The following is a 16,056-nucleotide window of genomic DNA, read 5'->3' as shown; positions in this document are numbered from 1 at the left end:
CTGTTTAGCTCATTTGTTGTCAATCGAAATTGATTGGTTGCTAGCTTAAAGCTAGTTTGTCATATTTTATATGACGCCCTACACTTTGGTTTGTTTGGTTTTGTTTAGGTTTCAAAGAACAAAAAAGTACTTGAGTGGGAGTTTTTTTCTCACTCGCTTCCTCGCTCGCAAGTTTTTTTAACTTCACGAGTCAACTTTTATATCTTACTCTACTTCTTTTCGTTTGTCAACGATTTTCTGTAAAAAATTTAAAAAAGTTTTTGAGGTCTTTTTCACAAGCGTTTGTTACTCGCTTGACGACAAGAAATAATTTACCATGTTTTTGGGGAGAGTGCAAGGAATTTACTAGAATTTTTTTCGAGGGGATTTGTTGGCGTTTCTTGCATCGTTCGAGTTCTTTTGTATGTTTTGTTTTTAACTTATACTATTTGTTCGGGATTTCTATTATATTCTTCTTTGGAAAGCGGATTTTTGTATTGTAAAATATAGAAAAAATTTTTTCATATAATTTTTGTTTCCGCTAAAAAAGCTAGTTTTTCGTTCTTTAGAAAACGGAAAACTAGCTTGGATAATTCTTTTGCTTTTATAAATGTTTTGATACATTAATCCGATTAATCGCTCTATGCAACGCAACTTCGGCACGTCTGAGTTGGTCGACATTTTCTGTTGCTTTCGCTTCTTCGATTTCACGTTCGGCACGTCTTTTTGCACGTTCGGCACGTGATACGTCAATGTCACGCTCGCGTTCGGCACTGTCGGCTACAATTGTCACGAAATTGTTGCGTACTTCTAATACGCCACCATTAACAGCAATCCAGTCTACGTGGGTGTCACTATCAATACGGCGAACCTTGATTTCATCAATGGTTAGCGGGGCAATCAGTGGAATATGATGAGCCAATATCCCAATTTCTCCCCCTGTTGTTTTTGCTAGAACAAAATTTGCATGGTGGTCGTAAACCACTCCTGCTGGAGTCACTACTTGAACCGTCATTGGTACGGACATTTTCATTTCTCCTTTCAATTAAAAGCCTAGTTTTTCAGCTTTTGCAATAACATCTTCGATCGGCCCTACACTTCGGAATGCCTCTTCTGGCAAGTCGTCATGTTTCCCTTGAAGAATTTCTTTAAATCCACGTACAGATTCCTCAACTGGCACGTAAGAACCTGGTTGACCTGTAAATGTTTCTGCTACGTTGAAGTTTTGTGATAGGAATAATTGGATACGTCTTGCACGTCCTACCAATGTTTTTTCCTCATCACTTAACTCGTCCATTCCCAAAATCGCAATGATGTCTTGAAGTTCACGGTAGCGTTGCAACACACGTTGTACTTCTGTTGCCACTTCATAATGTTCTTCCCCTACGATTTCTGGTGCTAGAGCACTAGAGCTTGAGGCAAGAGGATCTACTGCTGGGTAAATACCAATTTGCGTTAATTTACGCTCTAGGTTCGTTGTAGCATCTAAATGGGCGAACGCTGTTGCTGGTGCTGGATCGGTATAGTCATCAGCTGGCACGTAAATCGCTTGAATACTTGTAACAGAACCTTTTTTTGTACTGGTAATACGCTCTTGTAATTGCCCCATTTCTGTGGCAAGCGTTGGCTGATACCCCACGGCTGACGGCATACGTCCAAGCAAAGCAGAAACTTCTGATCCTGCTTGTGTGAAACGGAAAATATTGTCGATAAAGAGCAATACGTCTTGTCCTTGTTTGTCACGGAAATATTCCGCAATCGTAAGTCCTGTCAACGCTACACGCATACGAGCACCCGGTGGCTCATTCATTTGCCCAAACACCATAGCAGTTTTGTTGATAACACCTGACTCTTTCATTTCAAAGTACAAGTCATTTCCTTCACGTGTGCGTTCACCTACTCCAGTAAATACGGAAATCCCACCATGTTCTTGAGCGATATTGTGGATTAATTCTTGGATAAGAACGGTTTTCCCTACCCCTGCACCACCAAATAGACCAATTTTTCCACCTTTTAAATATGGAGCAAGTAAATCGATTACTTTGATTCCTGTTTCTAAAATTTCATTACTTGTAGAAAGTTCATCAAAGCTCGGTGCTTTTTTGTGAATACCGTCACGTTCTGCATCTTCGCCAAATGGTTCACCTAAATCAATCGGCTCACCAAGCACGTTGAATACACGTCCAAGCGTTTGTTCTCCTACTGGCACAGAAATTGCTTTTCCTGTGTCAATGACTTCCATTCCACGTTGCAAACCGTCTGTTGACTCCATTGCAATCGTACGGATAACACCGTCACCTAGCTCAAGAGCAACCTCAAGGACGACTTTTTGTTTTGATTCATCATTTTTATATACGACCAAGGCATTGTTAATGTCTGGCAGTTGTCCGTCTAAGGCAAATTCCACGTCTACAACGGGACCAATGACTTGGACAATTTTTCCTGAACTCATTAAATTTCCTCCTGTCAAATTGTAAGTCAACACTTTATTTTCAAGTTCGTTTTGCCAAACGAAAACTGGTTGGCAACACTATCGAATAACATTTTTAGTGTTTCTTATTCTAATGCAGCAGCTCCTGCTACAATCTCTGTAATTTCTTGTGTAATTGCACCTTGTCTTGCTCGATTATACTGAATGGTCAGATCATTGATGATGTTTGAAGCGTTATCGGTCGCTGTTTTCATCGCTGTCATGCCTGAGGCGTGTTCGGCTGTTTTGGCGTCAATAATCGCTCCATAAATCAACGACTCTGCATATTGTGGGAGCAGTGCTTCTAATATTTCTTCTTTGCTCGGCTCAAGCAAGTAGGATTGTTGGAGATTTTCTACTTCGCTTGGGTCCAAATCAGAAATTGGGAGCATTTTTTCCACACGATATTGATGTGTAAGCGAGTTGATATGGTGGTTGTAACACACATAGAGTGCGTCAAAGACTTCATCTTGATACATTTGAACGGCGGTAGAAACGATTTTTCGCACTTCATCAAAACTTGGTTGGTCGGCAAGTCCACGCAACTCATAAGCAATATCCATTCCTCTTGCACGAAAGAAATCACTTCCGACACTTCCAATAGCAAAAATGGCATATTCATCTTTGTGTTCATGGTCTTGTGCAATCATGCCGAGTGTTTGTTTGAGTACATTAGAATTGTATCCACCGACAAGTCCTTTGTCACTTGTAATGACAATGTAGCCTGTTTTTTTCACCGGTCGTTTGTTAAGCATAGCGAAAACACCTTTTCCATTTGAAACTTCTGAGGAAATTTCGCTTGCCACCATATGCGTCAAGATTTCACGTACTTTGGTCGCATAGTTTTGAAATTCACGAGATGCGGTTTCTGATTTTGTCAGTTTTGCTGCCGAAACCATTTGCATAGCACCTGTAATTTGACTTGTTTTTTTTGTAGAGGCAATTCGAGTTTTAATCTCGTTTAAACTAGCACCCATGTTGTGCCTCCTTTATTTGTTTAGCAGATCCTTTATCTTGCACATCGGCAAGATAATTGCACCCATTCTTTGGGGCAATAATAGATTAAGCGTTTTGTGCTTTGTTTTCAGCTGTTGTTTTTTCACCTACAAAACTTGTAGAATCGCTAAATTCGCTAATTGCAGCATCCATTTCTTCTTCACTTGGCAAGTCTTCCGTCTGGCGAATAGTCTCGAAGATTTCTGGGTGTTTCGCATCTAAGAATTGGAACAACCCTTCTTCATAATCAAGCACGGCATTGATTGGCACGGAGTCCAAGAATCCGTGTGTCAGTGCATAAAGAATGACAACTTGTTTTTCAACGGAAAGTGGTGCGTGCAATCTTTGTTTTAAAATTTCAACTGTACGGCGACCACGATTGAGTTTTGCCTGTGTCGCAGCATCCAAATCGCTACCAAATTGTGTAAATGCCTCTAATTCACGGTAACTTGCTAAGTCTACACGAAGTGTTCCTGCTACTTTTTTCATCGCTTTGATTTGAGCAGAACCCCCTACACGAGATACAGAGGAACCTGCATCAACGGCTGGGCGAATACCTGAGTAGAACAAATCATTTTCCAAGAAAATTTGCCCGTCAGTAATCGAAATTACGTTGGTTGCAATATATGCTGAAATATCTCCTGCTTGCGTTTCAATAAATGGCAAAGCAGTCATCGAACCTCCACCAAGTTCATCAGATAATTTCGCTGCACGTTCTAGCAAGCGTGAATGTAGATAGAAAACATCTCCCGGATATGCCTCACGACCCGGAGGACGACGGAGCAAGAGAGAAAGTTCACGATATGCTACCGCTTGTTTGGATAAATCGTCATAGACTACCAACACGTGTTTGCCGTTATACATAAATTCTTCACCCATTGCAGCGCCTGCGTATGGTGCGATAAATAGCAGTGGTGCTGGCTGTGATGCACTCGCTGTTACCACGATTGTATAATCTAACGCTCCGTAGCGACGAAGTGTTTCCACTTGTGTACGAACGGTAGACTCTTTTTGCCCAATCGCTACATAGATACAAATCATATCTTGTCCTTTTTGGTTCAAGATTGTATCAATAGCAATGCTCGTTTTTCCTGTTTTTCTGTCACCAATTACCAATTCACGTTGACCACGTCCAATTGGCACGAGAGCGTCAATGGCTTTTAGCCCTGTTTGTAATGGTTCAAAAACGGATTTACGTTGCATAACACCAGGTGCTGGTGTTTCCACTGGACGTGTTTTTGTTGTTTTGATTGGACCATTTCCGTCTACTGGTTGACCAAGTGGGTCTACCACACGACCAATTAATTCTTCGCCTACTGGCACTTCCATAATGCGACCCGTGCGTTTTACCTTATCTCCCTCACGAATACTTTCAAAATCGCCAAGAATGATAATCCCCACGTCATTTGTTTCTAAGTTTTGTGCCATACCAAAACTTCCGTTGTCAAATTCGAGCAACTCGCCACTCATGGCGTTTTCCAAACCGTGAGCACGAGCGATACCGTCACCGACATAAGTGACCGTTCCTACTTCTTCAACGGAGAGGTCTTGTTGGTAATTTTCTATTTGTTGCTTAATCAAGGCACTGATTTCACTAGCTTTGATTGCCATTTAACTTCTCCTTGTCTAGCTGTGAGGGGCAGGAGGTGGGTCGCTGTTCGCAATGTCGCTCGAAACTGCGTTTCGAGCAAGTAAACGACATGGCTCACTACGACCACCTCCTTAACGCCCCTCTCCGCTTTTCTTTGTCTAGCTGTGAGGGGCTGAAGACTGGCAACTGTTCACAATGTCGTTCGCAACTTCGTTGCGAATAAATAAACGACAGTGTTCACTGTTGCAGTCTTCAGAACGCCCCGCTCGCTTTTCATTTAATACAAAATATTTTTTCCTGAGAACGAAGGGGGTTGCTCTCCTTTGAAAAATTTTATACTTGTTTCAATAAATTTTTCAGTTTCATTAGTTGCGTGCGGATACTTCCGTCGATAATTTGTCCGTTTGCCTCTACAATCACGCCACCAACGATTGTTTCATCTATTTTTTCGGTTAACGTAACTCGACCGATTTTTAATCTTTTCGCTAGTCCTACTGTAATTTGTGCTTTTTGTGCGGCACTAAGTGGAACTGCACTTGTCACAACACCTGTAACAATGCCTTTTTCCTTATTATAACGAGTAAAAAAGTTTTCTAAAATAAGTGGCATTGCAAACATTAAATTTGATTCAAAGACAACTGAAAGAAAATTTTGAGTGAGCGGATGTGCATCTTTTTTTAGCTCTTGAAAAATCGTTTGTTTTTGCTTGTAAGTTAAACGAATGTCGCTCAATGCTTCTCCAAGCGTTTCGTTTTCTTCAAAGATTTGTTTGAGTGCGAGAAAGTCTTCTTGCACTTCATTTAGCAACTCGTCTTCCTCGGCAAGTTCAAAAATTGCTTTTCCATAGCGTAGTGCGATTGAATTTTTATTTAGTTTCACGCTACTCACCTAGCTTTCCTACAAAGGAGTCAATTAAATCTTGATGTCCTTCTGGTGTGAGCTCTTTATTCAAAATTTTTGTGGCAATTTGTAAGGATAAATCTGCTACATCGCCTTTGACACTTGCAAGTGCCTCAGCCTTTGCTTGTTCAATGTCATTTTGTGCTTGTTGTTTTTTGCGAGCTACTTCTTCTTCTGCGTCAGCAATCATATTTTGACGACTTTGTGCAGCAGAATCTTTTGCGTTTTGAATGATATTGCTTGCTTCTTGACGTGAATTTCTTAGTTGGTCATCACGCATTTTGGCAAGTTTGCGTGCTTTGTCTTTGGCACGCTCTGCCTCATCAATATCATCTGAAATCTTTTTCGCACGTTTTTCAAGAATCGCCTGAATGTCTTTCCATGCGTATTTTTTCAATAAAAGAAGAAGTAAAAGAAGTGACCCGCTGACAACTAAAGCATTTCCTAAAAATAAAGATGCGTCCATGTCTGTGTCCTTTCAATAGCGAGAAATCTCGCTGTTCATTTTCTTCTTTTATGCTTTGGCTAAAAGCATGAAACCGAGAACGATTGCGATAATTGGCATCGCTTCAACCAAGGCAACTCCGATAAACATTGTTGTCGTCAGTTGACCTTTCATTTCTGGCTGACGGCTAATACTTTCAATCGTGCGACCGATTAGAATCCCATTTCCGATTGCACCACCAATACCTGCACCTAATGCTGCTAAACCTGCACCGATTAAAGCTAAATTTTCCATGAGTAAATTCCTCCAAATTATTTAGTAGAGAATTGCTCTACTTTATTATTCCGTTTTTTTGCTGTCAGTTAAGCATGTCAATGCTCGTCTGCGTTTGTAATTTTGTGACTGAGATACACATTCATCAACGTAACAAAGATGAATGCCTGAATACATGAAATGAAGATTGAAAATCCAATCCAAAGCATTTCAAGCGGAATCGCTACTGGTAGCAAAGCGAAACTTTTATAGCCATTGCTTGTCACAAAACTTGCAATTAAGCCTAATAGCAATTCGCCTGCATAAATATTCCCGTAAAGTCGAAGTCCAAGCGTTAGTAAGCTCGTAAATTCCTCTAGCACTTTCATTGGTGCGAGTGCTGCCATTGGTTTTGTAAAACTATTGGTTAGATAACCTTTCAAACCAAATTTATTTACCCCCATGTAGTTGGTCAGCAACATTACCATAAGTGCCATTGTCATGGTTACGACTGCATCTGCCGTTGGACTTTTCCAAAGTGAAAGCTCGCTATTTTCTTTTCCAATCATTATTTTGGTCACCAAACCTAAATTGTTCGCAATTAAAAGGAAGGAAAAGAATGTAAAGCTAAGCAAGTGAAATTTTTTTGCATCCTCTGCTGGCAAGTTGTCTCGTCCTATACCGCCAACAAAGTCTACCACCCATTCCAGAGCGTTTTGCTTTCCTTTGGGTCTCATTTGAAGATTTCGGCTTGCCCAGTACACCAATCCAAATACAATCGCAACTGTAAGCAAGGTCATCATCATAACCGTCCCGTCAATTTTGACAGGGCCTAAAGAGAAGATCAAATGACTTTCCGTACCCACAATTTTCACCTCTTTTCATGATAAAGATGGAAAACCTGTTTTCATGTGAATAAAAACTCAAAAAGTGCAATTTTTATTTACAAAACAGATTTCACGCGTGGCTCATATTTGGGTCACACCGATTTAAACAAAGCATATCATAGCACTAACAAATAAAAATATCAAAAATAAATTAGGGTTTTTCCTAAATTTTTTCTTTCATCAGTCCTACTATGAAAAGTGTATCAAATTTTTTCTTTTTTGGAAAAGCAAAACACCTACAACGAAAAGGTTTTCATCTTTTTTTCATACCTTTCGTTGTAGGGTTGTGGCTATTTAATTTTTCTCAATATATTTTTTCAGCTGTTCTGTTACTCTTCCACAAATTGAGAATGGTAGAGTTCTGCGTAAAAACCATTTTTCGCAAGTAATTCTTCATGTTTGCCTTGCTCAACGATTTTTCCGTGGTTCATGACGACAATCATATCAGCATTGCGAATCGTAGAAAGTCTGTGTGCAATGACAAAACTCGTGCGTTCGTGCAAGAGCGTGTTCATCGCCTCTTGAATGAGTTTTTCCATGCGTGTGTCTACTGAACTTGTCGCCTCGTCAAGTATCAAAATTTTCGGGTCGCTTAAAATTGCACGAGCAATCGTCAACAGTTGCTTTTGCCCGATAGAAAGATTGTTCGCCTCGGCATTGATGAGCGTGTCATATCCTTGTGGCAATTGTTGGATAAAGGCGTCTACATTGGCAAGTCGACCTGCGTTTTCCACTTCTTCATCTGTGGCAACAAGTTTCCCAAAGCGAATATTTTCACGAATTGTATCCTCATAAAGCCAAGAATCTTGCAACACCATACCGAATTGTTGACGCAAATGACTTCTTGAGATATTTCGCACATCAATACCGTCCAATTTTAAACTGCCGTCTGTCACGTCATAAAATCGTTCTAGCAAATTGATCATTGTTGTTTTCCCTGCACCCGTAGGACCGACAATTGCTACCATGCTCCCTGCTGGCACTTTCAAATTCAAATGTTCAATCAACGGCACATCCGCTTTATAACGGAATGAAACGTCCTCAAATTCGATTTCTCCTCGCACTACTTCTAGTGGCGTAAAAAGTGTTTCTGCAACTTCTTCTTGTTCATCTAAAAACTCAAATAAACGCCCACTTGCTGCAAATGCACTTTGCAAAACTGCAGTTAACTGTGTCATTTGCCCAATTGGTGTACTTACGCTGTAAATATAGTAAAGGAAACTCTGAAGTTGCCCGACTAAAAGCGTTCCTGCAAAAATAAATTGCACACCTAAAACAACTGTGAAAATATAGACAAAGTAATAAGTCAAAAAGTTTGCGAAAGTATTCATCAAACCTGAAAGGAAATTTGCACGAAAACCAACAGTTGTCAGTCTATCATTGATTTCCTTAAACCCTTTTACGACTTCTTTTTCTCGTCCGTAAAGTTTCAACACACTAAAACCTGTCAAATTTTCTTGCACGTAAGCATTCATCTCAGCAAGCGTTTTTTGCTGTGCGTTAAAAGACGGCTGAGATTTTTTGATGAGAAATTTTGCCAACAGCAAACTTGCTGGAATGCTCAAAAGTGCAATAATTCCCATCATCGCATGAATGTAGAGCATCATCACTGCACTCATGGCAATCATCAAAATCGCATTGACAAAGCTGATAAAACTTTGCTGCAAAGCATTGCTTAGCGTGTCAACGTCATTTGTAATACGACTTAAAACATCTCCTTGTTTTTGTTTGTCAAAATAAGAAACAGGCAGACGATTGAGTTTTTCTTGGATTTCTTTTCGCATGGTAAACATGGCACTTTGGACAATTTCTGTCAGTAAATACCCTGCGAAAAATTTTGCCAAGAAATAAAATACGACAAAGACAACCATTAAAATCACTATCGTCTTGATATAATCAAAATCTATTGGCTCGTGATTACTCAAATTTTTGGCAATGCGACTTGTTGGCAATCCGTTCAAATACGTTCCCGCCACTTGCAAGGCAACTCCAATAATGACGAGCGTTACCACCAAGATAAATTTCATTTTATACGGTGCTAGGTAGGAAAAAATACGTTTGCGAATTTGTTTGTTATCCACGTTCTAATTCCTCCTTTGTTAATTGACTTTCGGCAATTTCTCGGTAAGTTTGAGAAATTTTTAGCAACTCGTGATGCGTGCCTATCGCTTCGATTTTTCCATTGTTTAACACGATAATCTTATCCGCATCCATAATCGAGCTTATGCGTTGAGCGACAATGAGCGTTACCGCCTCTTTCGTTGCTGCTTTCAAATTTTTTCGGATTTTCGCATCTGTTTTGGCATCTAGTGCGGAAAAACTGTCATCAAAAATATAAATTTCTGGCTGACGAACCAACGCACGAGCGATTGCCAAACGTTGTTTTTGCCCACCTGAAAAGTTGGCACCTCCTTCTGAAACGACACTGTCCAGTCCCTGTTCTTTTTCAGAAACAAAACGGTACGCATCGGACAATTTCAAGGCTCTAATCAATTCTTCTTCGGTAGCATTTTCTTTTCCAAACAATAGATTTTCTCGAATCGTTCCAGAATAAAGTTGTGCTTTCTGCGGAATATAGCCGATTTTTTCACGCAAACGCACAAGCGGAAACTCACGCACGTCACGTCCGCTTATCAATATACTTCCTTGACTCACATCATAAAATCGTGGAATCAGTTGAATCAACGTTGACTTGCCACTTCCCGTACTTCCAACAAAAGCAGTGACTTCTCCTTTTTTAGCTGTGAAAAAAATTTCGTGCAAATGATGTTGGTGTTCTTCCGCGTCAGAATAGGAAAAACTCACGTTGTCAAAAACGATTTCCACAGGTTTTTCACAAGTTTCCACATCGTTTTCCACAGAGTTTTCCACATCTACTAACACACTTTGAATAGAAAGTGCCTCTTGTATCCGTTTGGCTGATACATTTGCACGTGGATACATCATAAACACCATCGCCAAGAGCATAAAACTAAAGAGCATATGAAAAATAAAATCGAAAAACGCAAGCAAACTCCCGAGTTCAAGCGTGCCACCTGCAATTTGCATTGCTCCATTCCACAAAACAAACGCCATAACAATGTTAAAGAGCAAACTAAAAGCAGGGTCTGCTGCTGCAAGAAGTTTGAACAAGGCTTTGGTACTTTTTTGATAAGCGACATTTACTTTCTCAAAACGTTTGGCAACAAAATGCTCTCGCACAAACGCACGAATCACTCGAAAACCTGAAAGATTTTCACGCATCATTTCATTCATCTTATCCAAATTTTCCTGCTGTGCTTGACTCATTGGCTCGGAAAATTTCGCTAGAAGTACCATAGACAAAATCATAATCGGCAACGCACACCAAACATAAATGGAAAGTGTTGGAGCAGTATTTAAAATCATCACGATACTGACACTAAACATAATCGGCGTAATAAATCCAAGTCGCAAAATCTGGCTGACAAATTGGTAAATTTGAAACGCATCATTGGTCACACGGGTAATCAAGCTCGCCACACCGATTTGCTCATATTCTTTATGACTAAATGTTTCCAGATGTTCAAATAAATCATTGCGAATATCTCGCACAATCATCGTAGAGAGCTTAGAGACAAAATAATTCAGCAAAATCGTCATAGTAAAAGCAATCAAAATAATCGCCACCATAAATAGCACTTGCTTTTGAATGAGCGGATAATCTTTATTCGGCAACCCTTTGTTGATAATCTCCGCCAGTAAAATCGGCAAGCCCATTTCAGCAATCACAAAGCCAAAAACCATTAAAAAATCAAAACAAAGCAAACCTTTGTATTTCCATAAGTATTTAAAAATAAATTTCATTTGTGTTTCCTCCAACCTATATACGCATACTCACATCAAGAATAATATAACATAATAACGCATTCAGCACGACTTTTTCACTTTTTTATCTTTTTTGTGCTATTATAAAGATAATAAAATTGTTCTTTCTGTGTCTTTGTATGCAGAAGAAAAACGAAAAGGAGATTTTTACAAAATGATTTTTAAAGTATATTACCAAGAGACGAAAGAGAGAAACCCAAAACGTGAGCAGACGAAATCTCTTTATATCGAGGCAGAAAATGTTGTAGACGCAAGAAGTCGAGTAGAGGAAAACACTCCATACAATATTGAATTGATTCAAGAACTTGTTGACAATCATTTAGAGTATGAGAAAGAAAATGCCGACTTTACATTAGTGGAGTTCTAATATGAAAGTAAATATAAAAAATAATGAAGTAGCAGTCTTTGCGATTGGTGGTTTGGGCGAAATCGGGAAAAATACCTATGGTGTACAATTTCAAGATGAAATTATCATTGTAGATGCGGGAATTAAGTTTCCAGAGGACGATTTACTAGGGATTGACTATGTAATTCCAGATTATAGCTATATTGTTCAAAACATCAATAAAGTGAAAGGGTTGATTATCACGCATGGTCACGAAGATCATATTGGCGGGATTCCTTTCCTTTTAAAACAGGCAAACATTCCTATTTACGCTGGACCTCTCTCACTTGCTTTGATTCGCAACAAGCTAGATGAGCATGGACTTTTGCGTGATGCCGAATTGCACGAAATCAATGAAGATAGCACGATTCGCTTTAGAAAAACAAGTATTTCATTTTTCCGCACCACTCACTCTATCCCGAATCCTTTGGGAATCGTGATTAAAACACCACCCGGTGCGATTGTGTGTACGGGAGATTTCAAGTTTGACTTTACACCCGTAGGCGAGCCTGCTGATTTGCACAAAATGGCAAAAATTGGCGAGGAAGGTGTTTTGTGTTTGTTGAGTGATTCGACAAATGCCGAAATTCCAACCTTTACTAAATCGGAAAAAGTAATCGGCTCAAGTATTATGAGGATTTTTGAAAAGATCGAAGGTCGCATTATTTTCGCCTCTTTCGCCTCTAACGTTTTCCGTTTGCAACAGGCAGCAGAGGCGGCTGTCAAAACAGGGCGAAAAATTTGCGTATTTGGTCGTTCTATGGAAAAAGCGATTGTCAACGGACAGGAATTGGGCTATATTGATGTGCCTGACGGTACATTTGTTGACCCTAGCGACATCAATTCCCTTCCTGCAAGTAAAACAATGATTCTTTGCACTGGTTCGCAAGGTGAACCAATGGCTGCACTTAGTCGCATTGCCAACGGTACACATCGCTCCATTTCAATTAATCCGGGAGATACTGTGATTTTCTCAAGTAGCCCAATTCCAGGAAATACAATGAGTGTAAACCACTTGATTAACTTACTCTCCGAAGCTGGTGCTCACGTGATTCACGGAAAAATCAATAACATCCATACTTCAGGACACGGCGGACAAGAAGAACAAAAACTCATGCTCCGTTTGATGATGCCTAAGTATTTCATGCCTGTTCACGGTGAATATCGTATGCAAAAAATCCACGCAACGCTTGCTCAAGATGTCGGCGTGCCAAAGGAAAATTGCTTTATCCTAGAAAATGGTGACGTTCTTGCCATGACAGGTGAAAGTGCAAGATTGGCAGGGCATTTCAATGCGAGTGACGTCTATGTGGACGGTTCTGGCATTGGAGATATTGGAAATGCAGTCTTGCGTGACAGACATTTACTTTCTGAAGAAGGCTTAGTGCTTTGTGTCGCAACTGTCGATATGAAAAACAAACAAGTCCTAGCAGGACCAGATTTACTCTCTCGTGGTTTTGTCTATATGCGAGAAAGCGGAGAAATGATTGCCCAAGGACAAAAAGTCCTCTTCCATTCTTTAGTTGAGGCACTAAAAGAAGACGACGTGAGCGAATTTACCTTACGTGAGGCAATGAGCGAAGCGATCAAACCTTACCTCTTTGAACAAACCGAACGCAGCCCAATGGTGATTTCTATGGTTTTGTCGCCTGAGGAGTAGAATAAATAACTCGCAAGAATTAGATTTCACCTTAATTCTTGCGAGTTTTTTTATTGACTCACCTGCTCAAAAAACAATTCAATCGAAAACCTACGGGTCAAGTTTTTCCAAATGTAATAATTCATCATGCCTCCTAAGAAACAAATGTATGCGAGCGAGAAATTTTGCATACAAAACAAAGTAAGGAGAACGAAGCAGATGTTCATTAACGTTACGATTGGTAAGCGGTAGCTAATCATAATCGACCATGTGAGTTTTTTTCTAAGAGTTAACGAACTTGCTCGATTGTCTGAGGAAATCAAGAGAACGTAGAGCATACTACTTAGTAAAAAACAGCCTGTGATGACTAATGGATAGAGCATGAAATTTATATTGGCGAGAAATAGTATTTTCACATCTAATACAACAAACAAAATCATTCCCGTGTAAAAAAGGAAAATGCTCCAACTATTTTTGAACACTTTGGCGTACATTTTAAAATATTGCTTGATAGAATGAATTTGCGTCTCTTGATTTAAATAACAAAACTGTGCTGAGAAACTTGCAAGCAATAGTAAAATTGGCACCGCAAAAAATAAAAGATTGTTCAACGTAAATCGAAAGAAAATCAAGAAAACGAAAAACAATGCGTTACTAAGCACAAAGTATAAATTTTGTACTAATAGTTTGTAAATGTGCGAAACGGTCGAAACCGTCCACTCTGTGAGAAAATCAAAATTTTTATCAAACATTTTTATCCTTCATTTCTAAGTCTAGGTCACTCTCTACTAAATCAACCTTTAATACCAGAAGATGTTACACCTTCTACAAAGTATTTTTGAGCACTGAAGAAGAGAATAATCGCTGGAAGTAACGAAATTAGACTCATGGCAAATACTTGATTCCATGGCGTATTGGTTGACGGGTCAACGTTTAATTTCAAAGCAAGAGATACTGGATATTTGTCTTGCGAGGTGATATAGATGAGCGGACCTAAAAAGTCGCTAAACGTCCAAACAAATTGGAAAATCACGCAACTAATCAATGCTGGTTTAAGTGCTGGCACTAAAATCCGCCATAAAATCCCAAACGAGCTACAACCGTCCACGGTTGCTGCCTCATCCAAATCTCTTGGTATCGAACGAAGAAATTGAATCATCATGAAAACGAAGAATGGTTCTTGTCCGAAAAACGAATTGGCAAGGAGTGGAATGTATGTATCTAACATTCCCAAATCTTTCCAGAATAAATATAATGGAATCCGTGTTACCACTTGTGGCAAGAACATGGTTGCCATTAATAGCGAGAAAAGAATTTTCTTAAACGGAAAATCAAATCTAGCAAAGCCGTAAGCTGTAACCGTCGCAGAGACAAGCGTAAAGAGAATTTTTGGCAAAACATACTTAAATGTATTAATAAAATACAGAGTAAAAGTATAATCCCCTTTTGTATTCCAACCGTCAATGTAGGCTTGAAAATCAATTCGTTTTGGAATAAAGCCTATGGAGGTGAAAATTTCGTTGTTTTCTTTAAATGATGCTCCGATTAGCCAAAAAATTGGGTAGAGCATGATAAATGCTACAACCGTCAAAACTACATAGCGAAAAGCGGATTGCCACATTTGCTTTTGAAGTCTCTTTTTTTCCGATATGCTTGCTGTGTTTTCCATTTTATTTTCCTCCTCCATCAGAATAATAGACCCATTTTCTTTGGCTGGCAAAGAGAATAGCAGTTACTCCTACAATAATCGCAAACAATACCCAACTTGCTGCACTCGCATATCCCATATCAAATTCTTTAAACGCTTTGTCATAAATAAACATTGAAGCAAGATACGTCGAGTTAAGCGGTCCTTTCCCTGTTACAATATATGGACCATTGAACTCTTGGAATGCGTTATTTAACTGCATAATCAGATTGAAAAAGACTGTCGGTGTAATCAACGGTACTGTTATTTTCAAAAACTGCGTAAGTTTGCTTGCTCCGTCAAGACTTGCTGACTCGTATAAATCTTTTGGAATTTCCTTTAACGCAGCAAGGAAAATCAACATAGAAGAACCAAATTGCCAAACTTTTAGTATTATCAAGACAATCATCGCTCCTGTCGGAGTAGAGAGCCATTCAATTGGCTGAATACCAAATGTTCCTAAAAAAGTATTTACCAATCCTTGCGGCTGAAACATAGAACGCCAAAGCACACCAACTGCAATATTTCCTCCCAAAATCGAAGGGATATAATAAGCAGTACGATAGAAATTAATTGCTTTTAACTTGAAATTTAGAATAAATGCCACAAATAAAGCAAAACCTAACTGCAAAGGCACGGTGAAAATCGTATAAATAAACGTTGCTTTCAGCGAGTCTATGAAACTTGGGTCATTAAATAGTTTTATATAATTTTCTATCCCTAAAAATTCTGGTGTCTGCCCCACTCTTGCAAGTGAGTAGTCCGTCATGGCATAGTAAAATGACGAAACAATCGGCCAAATCGTTAAAACTGCAAAACCAATTAGCCATGGTGTGATGTAGACAAATCCTATCTTTTTGCCTTTCATTGTTTGCGTTCCTCCTTTGTCTAGCTACGAGGAGCTGAAGTCTGGCAACTGCTCACAATGTCGCTAGAAACTTACGTTTCTAGTAAATGAACGACAGTGTTCGCTGTTGCA

The 16,056-nt window shown here is 39.4% G+C and carries 16 protein-coding genes; 2 read left to right on the top strand and 14 right to left on the bottom strand.

What is annotated here, in order from left to right:
- Positions 1–583: 583 nt before the first annotated feature.
- The 11 genes from B5D30_RS12075 to B5D30_RS12030 all read right to left on the bottom strand — a co-directional run bounded on the left by B5D30_RS12075 (position 584) and on the right by B5D30_RS12030 (position 11,345).
- On the bottom strand, positions 584–1,006 hold the full coding sequence (locus B5D30_RS12075; RefSeq protein WP_078808327.1) for a F0F1 ATP synthase subunit epsilon: 423 nt from the start codon (positions 1,004–1,006) through the stop codon (positions 584–586).
- An 18-nt stretch (positions 1,007–1,024) separates the two neighbouring features.
- On the bottom strand, positions 1,025–2,431 hold the full coding sequence (atpD, locus tag B5D30_RS12070) for a F0F1 ATP synthase subunit beta (protein ID WP_078808326.1): 1,407 nt from the start codon (positions 2,429–2,431) through the stop codon (positions 1,025–1,027).
- Positions 2,432–2,535: 104 nt separating this feature from the next.
- A complete protein-coding gene (locus B5D30_RS12065; RefSeq protein WP_078808325.1) occupies positions 2,536–3,426 on the bottom strand; it encodes a F0F1 ATP synthase subunit gamma in 891 nt (296 codons plus the stop codon).
- Positions 3,427–3,511: 85 nt separating this feature from the next.
- The gene (gene atpA / locus B5D30_RS12060) at positions 3,512–5,056 is read right to left on the bottom strand and encodes a F0F1 ATP synthase subunit alpha (protein ID WP_078808324.1); all 1,545 of its coding nucleotides are present in this window, start codon (positions 5,054–5,056) and stop codon (positions 3,512–3,514) included.
- Positions 5,023–5,154: a hypothetical protein gene (locus B5D30_RS14390; RefSeq protein WP_268802126.1), complete on the bottom strand. Its 132-nt coding sequence runs from the start codon at positions 5,152–5,154 to the stop codon at positions 5,023–5,025. Before B5D30_RS14390 ends, atpA begins: the two co-directional genes overlap by 34 nt.
- Positions 5,155–5,369: 215 nt before the next feature.
- Positions 5,370–5,915, bottom strand: coding sequence for an ATP synthase F1 subunit delta (gene atpH / locus B5D30_RS12055; protein WP_159443323.1), 546 nt, complete (start codon positions 5,913–5,915; stop codon positions 5,370–5,372).
- 1 nt (position 5,916) lies between these two features.
- A complete protein-coding gene (gene atpF, locus B5D30_RS12050; RefSeq protein WP_078808322.1) occupies positions 5,917–6,402 on the bottom strand; it encodes a F0F1 ATP synthase subunit B in 486 nt (161 codons plus the stop codon).
- 48 nt (positions 6,403–6,450) lie between these two features.
- Positions 6,451–6,675 carry an ATP synthase F0 subunit C gene (atpE, locus tag B5D30_RS12045; protein WP_078808321.1) on the bottom strand — a complete coding sequence of 75 codons (225 nt, stop codon included), beginning with the start codon at positions 6,673–6,675 and terminating at the stop codon, positions 6,451–6,453.
- Between the two features lie 77 nt (positions 6,676–6,752).
- Positions 6,753–7,499, bottom strand: coding sequence for a F0F1 ATP synthase subunit A (gene atpB / locus B5D30_RS12040; RefSeq protein ID WP_078808320.1), 747 nt, complete (start codon positions 7,497–7,499; stop codon positions 6,753–6,755).
- 350 nt (positions 7,500–7,849) lie between these two features.
- A complete protein-coding gene (locus tag B5D30_RS12035) occupies positions 7,850–9,547 on the bottom strand; it encodes an ABC transporter ATP-binding protein (protein WP_078808329.1) in 1,698 nt (565 codons plus the stop codon).
- A gap of 46 nt (positions 9,548–9,593) precedes the next feature.
- Complete coding sequence (locus tag B5D30_RS12030) at positions 9,594–11,345, bottom strand: ABC transporter ATP-binding protein (protein ID WP_078808319.1); 1,752 nt, start codon at positions 11,343–11,345, stop codon at positions 9,594–9,596.
- 175 nt (positions 11,346–11,520) lie between these two features.
- Here B5D30_RS12030 and B5D30_RS12025 point away from each other — a divergent pair, with 175 nt between their 5' ends.
- Positions 11,521–11,733: a DNA-directed RNA polymerase subunit epsilon gene (locus B5D30_RS12025; RefSeq protein ID WP_078808318.1), complete on the top strand. Its 213-nt coding sequence runs from the start codon at positions 11,521–11,523 to the stop codon at positions 11,731–11,733.
- Position 11,734: 1 nt separating this feature from the next.
- Positions 11,735–13,411 (top strand): ribonuclease J1, encoded by a 1,677-nt coding sequence (gene rnjA, locus B5D30_RS12020; protein ID WP_078808317.1) that lies wholly within the window; start codon positions 11,735–11,737, stop codon positions 13,409–13,411.
- A gap of 50 nt (positions 13,412–13,461) precedes the next feature.
- Here the strand turns inward: rnjA and B5D30_RS12015 are convergent, their stop codons facing one another.
- Genes B5D30_RS12015 through B5D30_RS12005 form a run of 3 tightly spaced genes read right to left on the bottom strand, consistent with a single transcriptional unit; the run spans position 13,462 to position 15,945 of the window.
- Positions 13,462–14,142 (bottom strand): hypothetical protein, encoded by a 681-nt coding sequence (locus tag B5D30_RS12015; RefSeq protein ID WP_078808316.1) that lies wholly within the window; start codon positions 14,140–14,142, stop codon positions 13,462–13,464.
- Positions 14,143–14,183: 41 nt separating this feature from the next.
- Positions 14,184–15,059 carry a carbohydrate ABC transporter permease gene (locus B5D30_RS12010; protein ID WP_078808315.1) on the bottom strand — a complete coding sequence of 292 codons (876 nt, stop codon included), beginning with the start codon at positions 15,057–15,059 and terminating at the stop codon, positions 14,184–14,186.
- A gap of 1 nt (position 15,060) precedes the next feature.
- A complete protein-coding gene (locus B5D30_RS12005; protein ID WP_078808314.1) occupies positions 15,061–15,945 on the bottom strand; it encodes a carbohydrate ABC transporter permease in 885 nt (294 codons plus the stop codon).
- Positions 15,946–16,056: the final 111 nt, after the last annotated feature.

This window comes from Pilibacter termitis (genome assembly GCF_900167335.1).
GTDB lineage: Bacteria > Bacillota > Bacilli > Lactobacillales > Streptococcaceae > Pilibacter > Pilibacter termitis.
This window is presented reverse-complemented; position numbering and strand designations above follow the sequence as displayed.